Below are 11,328 nucleotides of genomic sequence, written 5' to 3' on the forward strand. Positions count from 1 at the left end.
ATCACGCGTCACATCGCCCAACCCATCGAGCCCGACCCACCATGAGCCTCACCCGATTCAAAGTTCTGACCTTCGACGTCGTCGGCACGTTGATCGACTTCGAGCGCGGCATGCTCGACTACGTTCACGACGCCGCGCCCGACGCGCGAATCACCGACGAGGATTTCCTGCGTGCCTACCGCATCGCCCGCAAGGACGCGAACGCGACCTGGTATCCCGACGACCTCGTCCGATGCTGGCATGCGGTCGCGCCCGCGCTCGGCCTGCCCGACGACGATGCGATCGCCCGAGGTTTTCGCGACTCGGTCGCGCGCTGGCCCGCCTTCGACGATTCGGTCGATGCGCTGAAGCGCCTGCGCAAGCATTTCAAGCTGGTGACGATGACGAATGCGCAGCAGTGGGCGCTCGAGCATTTCTCCGCGACGCTCGATCACCCGTTCGACCTCGAACTGAGCTGCGACGACGCGCTATGCGAAAAACCCGATCCGCGCTACTTCGCGTATGCGCGCGGCCGTTTCGAAGGCGCGTGGGGCTACCGGCAGGAAGACAACCTGCACGTCGCGCAGAGCCAGTATCACGACATCGGCGTATCGATGGGGCTCGGCATCGCGACTTGCTGGATCGAGCGCCGCCATGCGCAGCAAGGCTCGGGCGGCACGATCGAATCCGAGATCTCCCGCCCCGACCATCACTTCCGTTCGCTTGCGGAACTCGCGGACGCGGTCGACGCCGGCCGTTGACCGGCGCGCCGCGCGCAGCGTTCCTTTCAATGTCCAATCAGCACGAACAGTACGGAACAAGTCCGATGTCCATCACCGTCATTTCTCAATCCGTCGACGCCGCCGGCCTCGAGGACGCCGGCGCGGTCGCCCGCCCGCTCGGCGCGACCGTCGTGCATACCCGCTGTCTCGACGTTCCGCTCGAAGGCGCGGGAGACAACCAGGCCGGGCTGTGGGAATGCTCGCCGGGCCGCTTCGAGCGGCAACTCGCGAACGCCGAGGTGATGCACATCCTGTCGGGCGCGTGCACGTTCACGCCTGCGGGCGGCGAGCCGGTCGAGATCCGCGCGGGCGACACGCTGTTCTTCCCCGCCGATACCGTCGGCGTATGGCAAATACGCGAGACGCTGCGCAAGGTCTACGTCGTGATGGCGTGACCGCCTCGGTCCACGGGCGGCCGCTGCGTCACGCGTCCTCGGGCGGATGCGCTTCGAGCCACGCGACGATTTGCTGCTCGGCTTGCAGCGGCGTCACGGTTTCGCCCACCGCGAGCACTTCATATTTGTAAGGATCGGAGCCGTCGAAGTTGTCCGGCTCCGGCTGCGAAATCGTCCAGCGCCAGTCGATCCGGTCGGCGATCGGCGACGGCGCACCTTCGATGCTGCAACGGCATCCATCGATTTCCGCGACAAACCCGGTGGCGGTCGGTTCAAAACTCGCAAACACGGCGACTCCCGTCGATGTACGCCGCAACGCGGCAGGGTGGCGAGTATCTCACGACCGCGCCACCCGCTCCGCCGCGCCAGGCCCGTTACACATTGTCACGCATCGTTGCAACGATACGAGGCTATCCGCGATTCGCTGGTCAACCGGTTGCGCGGCCCGGGAGTTATTGACAGTACTGACGCATGCTTCCGCGTCAGTACTTCACGCGTGTTGCAACACGAGCGCGCAAGGTCACGCAAGCGCATATGCGCCAACCCGGATAATCAGGAGTTGAAATGAAAAAGACCGCCATTCTCTCGGCACTCGCCGCCGGCTTGTGCATCTCGATCAGCAGTTTTGCACAAGCGCCGGCAAGCGCGCCCGCCGGCACGACCGGTCTTTGCAAAGACGGCTCGTTCTATTCCGGCGCATCGAAGAAAGGAGCATGCTCGGGCCACAAGGGCTTGAAGACCTGGTACGGCGCATCGAAGGCCGCAGCAGCGAGCGGCACGCCGATGGCTGCCGCGCCCGTCGCGGCGGCATCGGGCGCGCTTGCCCCGTCGGGTATGGCGGCAGCGAAAAGTTCGGCACCGGCCGGCGCTCCGGGCCAAGTGTGGGCAAATACCGGCACGAAGGTCTATCACTGCCCGAGCGACAAGCAATACGGCAAGACCAAGCAAGGAGCATACATGTCGGAATCCGAAGCGAAGGCGAAGGGCTTCCGCCCGTCGCACGGCAGGACCTGCTCGTAACGTCGCGCGGCATCATCGCGCGACGAAATCCGGGGTGGCCTCATGCGCCCGCCCGGGCGTCAGCGGAAGCCTTTCCGCGAGCGCCCGGCGCGCGGCGTCGGATTCGACGCATTGTAAATCGGCGCAGAACGCGCAAGTCGATGTGCGTCGCCACGCAACATCGCAATGCGAACCGTATCGCATTCTGCCGGTTCGCTCGCCCGCGCGTCGCGCACCCTTGCGCGACGCGTCGATACTCAGCCGCACGTATCGATCCAGTTGCGCGCCCAGCAGCTCGAGTAGTGAACCGCCTCTTCCTCGGTGGAAAAATAGTCGAGCCCATAGAAGCGATAAAGCGCCTCTTCAGCGTGTGCCGGCGATTTTTCGAGCAACAGGTTGGATGAAAAATAGCCGTCGGACAGACGGTGCGCGAAAGATTGAACCGCGTAACCGCGGTAAGTCATAGAAGTCATTTGCATTGTAATTTTAGTAGTCGAACGTGAATTCCGCCGATCTCTGGCGGCACGATTTCGTTCGCGGGACGGTGCGGACGCAGGCAAGTGGGCGAGCGTCGCCTTGGGAGGGGAGATCGATGCGCGGCCGGTTTCATGAAATCCGGCCCATAGCCCCAATGCGCGTTTGCGGCATCGGGCGTATAAAGCGTTACAGCTTACAGCCCTTGATGTTGGCTGCCTGAAGGCCCTTCGGGCCTCGCTTCGTCTGGAAGCTCACCTTCTGATTCTCGGCCAGCGTCTTGAACCCTTCGCCCCTGATTTCGGAGAAGTGCGCGAACAGGTCGTCGCCCCCCGAATCCGGCGAAATGAAGCCAAAGCCCTTGCTGTCGTTGAACCACTTGACGGTACCGGTATCCATAAGAATCCCTAAAAAAGTTGATACGCTCCTGCCCCGCCGCAGGTATGGGGAAGCATCAAGGAGCGAGGGGACAACGAATTCCGCGCGAGTGGCGGCAAAGTGATGAACAGCAATCGGACTTCTTGAGGGCTTCTGCCGCGGCCATACGCGGCACGAAGCACTCGGTCAAGCCATTTCTGAAAATAATCGGAACGCGCGCTTTCGATGCATCCCCGCGCCGCTCGCTAACGCGTGGTGCTCGCATCGAGCGCATCATGTGCATCGCCGCGCGATTCGGCCCGTCGCCAAAAATGAATCGTGCTTCACGTTGATTCACGTGTATAGTGGCACCGTCGTATCTTCGGGCTTCCGTGCTCCAGATGCGCCACAACTGACTGCATCGCGTGCGTTCGGCTTCGAGGCCATCGCGCGCCCGCGGTCGCCGCGTCGCTCCGCGACGCGTGCCAATGCACACGCTGCACTCGACATGCAGCAACCCGTGTCGGCCGACATTTCCGCCACGCTGCGTTCCACGCGTCAACCAGCCGACGTTCGCCGACGGAAGGAAGCAAGCGCATCCGTCGTCGCCCTCCCCAAGGCCTACGCGCTACTGGCGAGCCGCGAATGCGCGTGATCGCGCCGACGCCCCATCGCCCAGGCCCCAACCAAGGACCAATTTGACCACGATCATCCTCAATCCAAACGAACCGGTAGAAGTCGCACTGCGGCGCTTCCGTCGCACGATCGAAAGAACCGGCCTGATCAAGGAGCTTCGCGCGCGGACGAGCTATGAGAAGCCCACCACCGAGCGCAAGCGGAAGAAGGCTTCCGCCGTCGCGAGACTGCGCAAGCAAATTCGCCGATCGATGCCGCCGAAGAAGATGTATTGAACATCGGCGTCCGGGCCAGGCCGGCGCGGGCGCGCCGCCAGGCGCGTCACGCTCGAAGAGCGTCCATTTCGCGCGCGGGCCGGGCTACCGACGTCACCGCGACGCCACCTCGCAACGGCCTCGGCCCTCGGCGATGTCGTTCGCATACATGCGATCTCGTCACGCCACTCATGCGTTGTTCGATACGACGGTTCGATCGCCGCTGGCGATGCCGCATCATTACTGCAACGGACGGGCGGCGCGGAATGACTTCCGCCACGCTCCGCACGCGCTCAGGCGCTCAGGCGCTCAGGCGCTCAGGCGCTCAGGCGCTCAGATGGTCGATGAACAAACTGTCGACCGCTCATTCACCACTCATCGGCCACGCACGACGGCGCGCATCCATCGCATGCCGCATTCGACGTGCACGCGCAATGCGCGTCCGCCGTCCTCGATGCTCGACGCATGCACATGTCGGCGCCGCTGCCCAATATCGGCCAAAGCCATGCGCTGACATCGGCATTGGCCATTAGCCTCGCTCGCATCATCCCGCCGCACAACCGCGTGAATGCCGTCAATTCCGAGCGGCGCCACTCATCATGCGTCTCCGCATTCCGACGACGCCGTCCTGTGGTCAGTCGAATCTACTCGCACGGGCGGCCATTCGAGGAGATCGTGCCCGGATCGGGCTCGAACAGGACCGCGCGCGACTGTTGCAAATAATCGGTCGACATTTCCGCCAGAGAGCGGATCATGGTTGAATCGTATAGGGTGCGCATCCACCCCTGCGCATCATGAACGCTTCGGCGCGGCAATCCGGATTGCCCAAGCGGCACCGACACCGCGCTCACCCGATCCAAGCCTTCGAGCTGACCGGTGAGTCCCCCTTTACGATAGACGGCGATGCGCAGCGCATCAGCCGCAGACGACGTTGCGTTCACGCCCAGCCGCTCGAACGACCGACTCAAAGAGGGCCGAGCGATGTCTCGGCAGTTGTGATGAATCGAGATGACGTACTGAATCTGGTGTACCAGAATGAAATCGTTCAGGCCGACAGCAAGCGCCTGAACGAAACCGACATCAACCTGGAATGCAATCAGCGCGAATTTCTGATGTTCGCTGCGCTTCGCGAGCTGTTGCGTGCGAACGGGTACTCGGAATTCGAGGCGGACGAGATGGCGAGCGATGTAATGTACCAACTCAGATGACCGCATGCGCGTTCCCCGGAACCCACGACTCGCGCGCCATGTGCCGACGCGATCGACATTGTGCTCGAAACCGCTTCCGGGATCGAGGCCAATTGAAAACCACGCCGCGTCAAGCCGGCGATCCCGAACCGGATCGCCGGCCGGGCGCCTCCGACAAACGCCGACAACCCGACCGCCATCATGAAGAATCGACTCGATAAAACGTTCGGACGTACGCCCAGCCGCTTCGAAACGTTGCAACAAGATCGCTTGCGCACGCTGAAACTTGCAGACGAAGCACGCGCGCTGCAACGGGACAAAGAGTATCGCCTGATCGATCCATCGGCGGAAAAATGGCGCTACAAGCCGTGAGCCGCGCGTTCCTTCAAACGGGATATCCGTCGGATGCCTGAAGAAATTCCAGCTTGCGAGACAATGCGTCAAGCCGCCCGCACTCCGTGGTGTCGCGCGACCGTGCCGCTCCACGTCAGATAATCCGCCCGCGTCCAATCCAGCTCGACGCCCACCCGCTTCGTTCCCGGTCGAATCTTCGGCTTGTGCGCGGCGATCGTCAGCGTCTCCAGCGCCGGCCATTCCCGAAACGACAGCACCGCAATTTCCGCGACGAGGGTTTCCAACAGCCTCGTATGCGGCTTCGCCGCGAGGTACGCCGCGATTTTCGCGCAGTATCCGTCGTAATCGATCCAGCCGCCTTCCTCGCTCGGCGCGCATCGATAGCCGAGCCGCGCATCGATCACGATCGGCTGCGGCGCGTCATGCTCGTGCGGATGAATGCCGATGCGCGCCGGCACCTCCAATCCGTCGACGAAAATGCTCCAGCCGCGCCCGCTCAGGCGCGGCGCATCGAGCGAGACGAACGGCTCGTCGACGGGCTTCATCAGACGAGCGGCGCCGCCGCGTCGAGCATGATGCGGCTGAAGTAATCGGCGAAGCTGCGGCGCACGACGATGTCGAACGTATCGCCGCCCATCGGCACGAGCGCGATCGACGCCTTGAAGTAATGACTCTGCGCACACTGTCCGACGCCGAACATGCGCGGATGCAGATCGAGCGGGCAGCCGCGCGCGAGCACGTCGCGCGCGCGTTCGCCGCTCACTTCGACGACCGTGTAGCCGCTGCCGACGTCGACGGCCGCCGCATACATCCCCTGCACCGCCTCCGCAAGCTTCGCTTCGAGCGCGCCCGCCGCGACCGCGCCGTTCGAGCGCACGAGCCATTCGTCGGGGCCGAGCCACAGCACGTCGTAGTCCGCGCTGCGCGCGACCGTATTCGGCTTCATGGGCGGCCGGCAGCCGACCACCTGCTCGAATGCGCGCACGAACGCGGGATCGTTCGGCTCGCCGCGCACGTTCACGAGATCGAGGAACGGCCGCTCGCGGAACCGGAATTTCTTCGATGCGCGCGCGTCGTGCGCCTTCAACGCGTCGCCCGCGCCGACGAGCGGCGATTCGAGCCGTGCGCCGTCCTGCGCGCGCGCCGCCACCGAAGCTTCATTTCTCGTTTCATTCCACATGCTGACGTACCCCTTCGGTGTCGTAGAAAACCGGGCTCGAAATCGTCGCGACCACGCGCCGGCCGTTTGCGAGCGAGATCCCGACGCGCTCGCCCATCCGGGTCAATCCGCCTTTCACGACCGCGAGTGCGATCGAGCGTTTCAGGATCGGGCTGTAATAGCTCGACGTCACGTGGCCGAGCATCGCGGTCGTGCCGTCCGTGCACGCGGCCGCATCGGCCTCGACGATCTGGCCGCCTTCGGGCAGCACGTATTGCGCGTCTTCGGTCAGCAAGCCGACGAACTGCTTGCGCCCGCTCTTCGCGGTATCGGCGCGCGTGAGCGACCGGCGGCCTAGGAAGTCCTTCGACTTCGCGACGAGCCCGCCCATCCCGAGATCGAACGGCGTGATCGATCCGTCGGTGTCCTGACCGACGATGATGTAGCCTTTCTCCGCGCGCAGTACGTGCATCGTCTCGGTACCGTACGGCGTGATGTCGAACTCCGCGCCCGCCTCCATCAGCGCTTCCCATACCGCGCGGCCCGCGTTCGCCGGCACGTTCACTTCATACGCGAGCTCGCCCGAGAAGCTGATCCGCATCACGCGCGCCTTCACGCCCGCGACCGTTCCGTCGCGATAGCTCATGAACGGGAACGCGTCGTTCGCGAAGTCGATGTCCTTGCATACCTTCTGCACGACCTTGCGGCTCTTCGGGCCGACCACCGCGAACGTCGCCCAGTGATCGGTGACGGACGCAAGGCGCACCTTCATGTCGGGCCACTCGGTCTGCAGCCAGCGCTCGAGCCACGTCAGCACGCGCGCGGCGCCGCCCGTCGTCGTCGTCATCATGAAGTGCTGGTCGCCGAGGCGCACGGTCACGCCATCGTCGAACACCATCCCGTTCTCGTCGAGCATCAGCCCATAGCGGCATTTGCCGACTTCGAGCTTGCTCCACGGATTCGTGTAGACCCAGTTCAGCAGCTTCACCGCGTCCGGGCCCTGGATGTCGATCTTGCCGAGCGTCGACGCATCGAGCATGCCGACGGCGCTGCGCACCGCGAGGCACTCGCGCGCAACGGCAGCGTGCAGGTCCTCGCCCTTCTTCGGGAAATACCACGGCCGCTTCCAGTTGCCGACGTCCTCGAACATCGCGCCGTGCTCGACGTGCCATTCGTGGACGCAGGTCTTGCGGACCGGATCGAGAAAGTCGCCGAGCTCGCGGCCCGCGAACGCGCCGAACGATACGGGCGTGTAGTTCGGGCGGAACGTCGTCGTGCCCGTCTCGGGAATCGTCTTGCCGAGCGCCTGCGCGAGGATCGCCATCCCGTTGATGTTGCCGAGCTTGCCCTGGTCGGTGCCGAACCCCATCGCCGTATAGCGCTTCACGTGCTCGACCGATTCGAAGCCCTCGCGCGCGGCGAGCAGGATGTCGGCCGCGCCGACGTCGTTCTGGAAATCGACAAACTGCTTCGGACCGCGAACCGCCGCGTCGGCGCCGCTCGCGAGCCACAACGGCAGCAACGCGTCCTCGACCGCCTCGGCGACCTTCGGCACCGGCGGCCGTTCGGCCGCGTGGCCCGACGACTTCGCGGCGGCGACGCCCGCGTCGACGGCGAGCCGCAGCGCGCGCGACAGCTCGAACTCGCCGACCGCCGCGCCGACGCTCGCTTCCGGCTGCACCGGCTTGCCCGGCACGAAACACACCTTGTCGTCGTTCCAGTGCGCCTTGCCGCCCGATTGCGCGAACAGATGCAGCACCGGGCTGAAGCCGCCCGACATCGCGACGAGATCGCACGGCAGCGTCGCGATCTTGCCGCCCGTCTTGCCATTTGCATACGACGCGACGTCGATCGATGCGACGCGCAGCTTGCCCGTCGCGGCCGACACGACCGCGCCGCTCATCACCGCGATGCCGTTGCGCTTCGCGACCGCGGGCAACGCGCCGCGCGTCGACGCGCGCGCGTCGACGACCGTCACCTTTGCGCCGCAAGCCTTCAGATCGAGCGCGCATTGATAGCCGCGATCGTTGTTCGTCGCGACGACCGTGACGCGCCCCGGCAGCACGCCATAGCGATGGATGTAGGTTGACACGGCCGACGCGGTCATCACGCCGGGCAGGTCGTTGTTGCCGAATACGAGCGGACGCTCGTGCGCGCCTGTCGCGAGGATCACGCGCTTCGCGCGGACCTTCCACATCAGCTCGCGCGTGCCCTTGCGCATCGATACCGGAAGATGGTCGGTCAGCCGCTGCACGACGGTCACGAGATTGTGATCCTGATAGCCGAATGCGGTGCTGCGCGTGAGAATCTTCACGTCGGGCAGCTTCGCGAGCTCGGCTTCGATCTTCTCGACCCATTGCAGCGCGGGCTTGCCGTCGATCTCTGCGCGGCACGCGAGCAGGCTGCCGCCGAGTTCGCGCTGATCGTCGACGAGGGTCACGCGCGCGCCGTTCACGGCCGCCGCATGCGCGGCCGCGAGCCCCGTCGGGCCGCCGCCGACGACGAGCACGTCGCAGTGCGCGTAGCACTTGTCGTAGCGGTCGGCGTCGAGCGTGTCGGGCGCCTTGCCGAGGCCTGCCGCGTCACGAATCTTCTCTTCGTATGTCGGCCACATCTTGCGCGGCCACATGAACGTCTTGTAGTAGAAGCCCGCCGGCAGGAAGCGTGAGAACTTCTGCATGACGGCCATCCGGTCGCGCTCGAGCGACGGCTGCGCGTTCACGCTCGTCGCGACGAGTCCCTGATACAGCTCGATCTCCGTCGCGCGCGCGTTCGGCACCGTGTACGCGCCGGTTTCGAGCTGCACGACGGCGTTCGGCTCGTCGACGCCCGCCGTCACGATCCCGCGTGGCCGGTGATACTTGAAGCTGCGCGCGACGAAGTGCACGCCGTTCGCGAGCAGCGCGGACGCCAGCGTGTCGCCCTGGAAGCCCTGATACGTGCGGCCGTTGAACGTGAAGGTCAGCGGCTGTGCGCGGTTGATGCGCCCGCCTGCGCCGAGTCGGTCTTTCTGGCTCATTTGCTCGTGTCCTCTGCTGCGGTGGCGGCCGGCTTGCCGTCGGCGGCACCGCCGAACGTGTCGTAGCCCTGGATTTCGTAAGTGACGGTATCGCGCTGCGCCATGAACCAGCGGCGGCAGCCCTGCGTGTGCAGCCATTGCTCGCGATGCGCGCCGCGCGGGTTCTTGCGCATGAACAGGTAATCGCCCCATTCGCGGTCGGACAGCGTGTCCGTATCGAGCGGGCGCGCGATGTCGGCTTCGCCGCCGCAGCTGAATTCGGATTCGGCGCGCGGACCGCACCACGGACATTCGATCAGCAACATGTTCGTTCTCCTCTGTCGACCAGAGTTAGCGCTTTAGCGCTTACTCTGGTCCCATGCTTCGCGGTCGACCAGAGTTAGCGCTTTAGCGCTTACTCTGGTCCCATGCTTCGCGGTCGACCAGCGTTAGCGCGTTAGCGCTTTACTCTGGTCCCATGCACGTCAGTGCGTGGTGGTTCGGTCAGTGCGCGACGGCGGCCGCGCCGTGCTCGTCGATCAGATGACCGCTGTAGAAGCGCTCGAGCGCGAACGGCGCATTGAGCGGATGCGGCTCGTCGCGCGCGATCGTGTGCGCGAACACCCAGCCCGAGCCCGGCGTCGCCTTGAAACCGCCCGTGCCCCAGCCGCAGTTGAAATACAGGCCCTTCACGTCAGTCTTGCTGATGATCGGGCACGCGTCCGGCGACACGTCGACGATCCCGCCCCACTGCCGGTTCATCCGCACGCGCGAGAACACCGGGAACATCTCGACGATCGCCTCGAGCGTGCCTTCGATGATCTGGAAGCTGCCGCGCTGGCCGAAGCCCGTGTACTGGTCGATGCCCGCGCCGATCACGAGATCGCCCTTGTCGGACTGGCTGATGTACGCGTGCACCGCGTTCGACATCACGACCGTGTTGACGACGGGCTTGATCGGCTCCGACACGAGCGCCTGCAGCGGATGGCTTTCGAGCGGCAACCGCACGCCCGCCATGTCGGCGAGCGTCGTCGTGTTGCCCGCGGCGGCGACCGCGACCTTCTTCGCCTTGATGAAGCCCTTCACCGTGTCGACGCCGACCACCGCCCCGCCTTCGCGGCGAATGCCCGTCACCTGGCAGTTCTGGATGATGTCCACGCCCGCGCGGTCCGCGCCGCGCGCGAAGCCCCAGGCCACCGCATCGTGGCGCGCGACGCCGCCGCGCCGCTGAATCGACGCGCCCAGCACCGGGTAGCGGCTGTTCAGGTTGATCGTCGGCTCGATCTCCTTGATCTGCGCAGGCGTCAGGAACTCGGCGTCGACGCCGTTCAGGCGGTTCGCGTTCACGCGCCGCTCGGTGTCGCGCACGTCCTGCAGCGTATGCGCAAGGTTCATCACGCCGCGCTGGCTGAACATCACGTTGTAGTTCAGGTCCTGAGACAGGCCTTCCCACAGCTTCATCGCCTTTTCGTAGAGCGCGGCGGATTCGTCCCACAGGTAGTTCGAGCGGACGATCGTCGTGTTGCGCGCGGTGTTGCCGCCGCCGATCCAGCCCTTCTCGAGGATCGCGACGTTGGTGATCCCGTGCTCCTTCGCGAGGTAATACGCGGTCGCGAGGCCGTGTCCGCCGCCGCCGACGATCACGACGTCGTACTCGCGCTTCGGCTCCGGGCTCTTCCACTGCTTTTCCCAGTTCTCGTGATACGACAGGCCGTTGCGGAACAGGCTGAATATCGAGTAGCGGCTCATGTTGA

Annotated in this window: 13 protein-coding genes; 4 read left to right on the forward strand and 9 right to left on the reverse strand. The window is 65.0% G+C overall.

Annotated features, from left to right (window positions below):
• Nucleotides 1-41 precede the first annotated feature (41 nt).
• Both WS70_RS26675 and WS70_RS26680 read left to right on the forward strand, forming a co-directional pair.
• A complete protein-coding gene (locus tag WS70_RS26675; protein ID WP_059471337.1) occupies nucleotides 42-740 on the forward strand; it encodes an HAD-IA family hydrolase in 699 nt (232 codons plus the stop codon).
• 65 nt (nucleotides 741-805) lie between these two features.
• Nucleotides 806-1,156: a cupin domain-containing protein gene (locus WS70_RS26680; RefSeq protein WP_059471336.1), complete on the forward strand. Its 351-nt coding sequence runs from the start codon at nucleotides 806-808 to the stop codon at nucleotides 1,154-1,156.
• A 28-nt stretch (nucleotides 1,157-1,184) separates the two neighbouring features.
• On the opposite strand, the gene WS70_RS26685 is transcribed toward WS70_RS26680, so the two are convergent.
• Entirely contained in the window at nucleotides 1,185-1,445 is a 261-nt protein-coding gene (locus WS70_RS26685; protein ID WP_059471335.1) for a hypothetical protein, read from the reverse strand.
• Between the two features lie 275 nt (nucleotides 1,446-1,720).
• On the opposite strand from WS70_RS26685, the gene WS70_RS32215 reads away from it, so the two are divergent.
• A complete protein-coding gene (locus WS70_RS32215) occupies nucleotides 1,721-2,176 on the forward strand; it encodes a DUF3761 domain-containing protein (protein ID WP_059471334.1) in 456 nt (151 codons plus the stop codon).
• Between the two features lie 236 nt (nucleotides 2,177-2,412).
• Here WS70_RS32215 and WS70_RS26695 read toward each other — a convergent pair whose 3' ends face one another.
• Entirely contained in the window at nucleotides 2,413-2,628 is a 216-nt protein-coding gene (locus WS70_RS26695) for a hypothetical protein (RefSeq protein ID WP_082716189.1), read from the reverse strand.
• Nucleotides 2,629-2,818: 190 nt separating this feature from the next.
• Nucleotides 2,819-3,028 carry a cold-shock protein gene (locus tag WS70_RS26700; protein WP_059471332.1) on the reverse strand — a complete coding sequence of 70 codons (210 nt, stop codon included), beginning with the start codon at nucleotides 3,026-3,028 and terminating at the stop codon, nucleotides 2,819-2,821.
• Nucleotides 3,029-3,684: 656 nt separating this feature from the next.
• Here WS70_RS26700 and rpsU point away from each other — a divergent pair.
• On the forward strand, nucleotides 3,685-3,897 hold the full coding sequence (rpsU, locus tag WS70_RS26705) for a 30S ribosomal protein S21 (RefSeq protein WP_010109316.1): 213 nt from the start codon (nucleotides 3,685-3,687) through the stop codon (nucleotides 3,895-3,897).
• A gap of 623 nt (nucleotides 3,898-4,520) precedes the next feature.
• On the opposite strand, the gene WS70_RS32545 is transcribed toward rpsU, so the two are convergent.
• The 6 genes from WS70_RS32545 to WS70_RS26735 form a co-directional block, all read right to left on the reverse strand.
• Nucleotides 4,521-5,507, reverse strand: a complete 987-nt coding sequence (locus WS70_RS32545) for a hypothetical protein (protein ID WP_203236007.1) — start codon at nucleotides 5,505-5,507, stop codon at nucleotides 4,521-4,523.
• Nucleotides 5,504-5,962 carry a dihydroneopterin aldolase gene (locus WS70_RS26715; protein WP_059471330.1) on the reverse strand — a complete coding sequence of 153 codons (459 nt, stop codon included), beginning with the start codon at nucleotides 5,960-5,962 and terminating at the stop codon, nucleotides 5,504-5,506. Before WS70_RS26715 ends, WS70_RS32545 begins: the two co-directional genes overlap by 4 nt.
• Nucleotides 5,962-6,597 (reverse strand): sarcosine oxidase subunit gamma, encoded by a 636-nt coding sequence (locus tag WS70_RS26720; RefSeq protein WP_059471329.1) that lies wholly within the window; start codon nucleotides 6,595-6,597, stop codon nucleotides 5,962-5,964. The genes WS70_RS26715 and WS70_RS26720 overlap by 1 nt, the downstream gene beginning before the upstream one ends.
• The gene (locus WS70_RS26725; RefSeq protein ID WP_059598299.1) at nucleotides 6,587-9,595 is read right to left on the reverse strand and encodes a sarcosine oxidase subunit alpha family protein; all 3,009 of its coding nucleotides are present in this window, start codon (nucleotides 9,593-9,595) and stop codon (nucleotides 6,587-6,589) included. The genes WS70_RS26720 and WS70_RS26725 overlap by 11 nt, the downstream gene beginning before the upstream one ends.
• Entirely contained in the window at nucleotides 9,592-9,900 is a 309-nt protein-coding gene (locus WS70_RS26730) for a sarcosine oxidase subunit delta (RefSeq protein ID WP_059598298.1), read from the reverse strand. Before WS70_RS26730 ends, WS70_RS26725 begins: the two co-directional genes overlap by 4 nt.
• Before the next feature lie 178 nt (nucleotides 9,901-10,078).
• Nucleotides 10,079-11,323, reverse strand: a complete 1,245-nt coding sequence (locus tag WS70_RS26735; protein WP_059598297.1) for a sarcosine oxidase subunit beta family protein — start codon at nucleotides 11,321-11,323, stop codon at nucleotides 10,079-10,081.
• Between the last annotated feature and the right edge of the window lie 5 nt (nucleotides 11,324-11,328).

Source organism: Burkholderia mayonis, assembly GCF_001523745.2.
Classification (GTDB): domain Bacteria; phylum Pseudomonadota; class Gammaproteobacteria; order Burkholderiales; family Burkholderiaceae; genus Burkholderia; species Burkholderia mayonis.

Excerpts from the sequence above, each read along its gene's own strand:
- WS70_RS26695 (WP_082716189.1), bottom strand. The coding sequence starts at position 2,628 with ATGACTTCTATGACTTACCGCGGTTACGCGGTTCAATCTTTCGCGCAC.
- WS70_RS26735 (WP_059598297.1), bottom strand. The coding sequence starts at position 11,323 with ATGAGCCGCTACTCGATATTCAGCCTGTTCCGCAACGGCCTGTCGTAT.
- WS70_RS26675 (WP_059471337.1), top strand. The coding sequence starts at position 42 with ATGAGCCTCACCCGATTCAAAGTTCTGACCTTCGACGTCGTCGGCACG.
- WS70_RS32215 (WP_059471334.1), top strand. The coding sequence starts at position 1,721 with ATGAAAAAGACCGCCATTCTCTCGGCACTCGCCGCCGGCTTGTGCATC.
- WS70_RS26720 (WP_059471329.1), bottom strand. The coding sequence starts at position 6,597 with ATGTGGAATGAAACGAGAAATGAAGCTTCGGTGGCGGCGCGCGCGCAG.
- WS70_RS26730 (WP_059598298.1), bottom strand. The coding sequence starts at position 9,900 with ATGTTGCTGATCGAATGTCCGTGGTGCGGTCCGCGCGCCGAATCCGAA.
- WS70_RS26680 (WP_059471336.1), top strand. The coding sequence starts at position 806 with ATGTCCATCACCGTCATTTCTCAATCCGTCGACGCCGCCGGCCTCGAG.
- WS70_RS26725 (WP_059598299.1), bottom strand. The coding sequence starts at position 9,595 with ATGAGCCAGAAAGACCGACTCGGCGCAGGCGGGCGCATCAACCGCGCA.
- WS70_RS26715 (WP_059471330.1), bottom strand. The coding sequence starts at position 5,962 with ATGAAGCCCGTCGACGAGCCGTTCGTCTCGCTCGATGCGCCGCGCCTG.
- WS70_RS26700 (WP_059471332.1), bottom strand. The coding sequence starts at position 3,028 with ATGGATACCGGTACCGTCAAGTGGTTCAACGACAGCAAGGGCTTTGGC.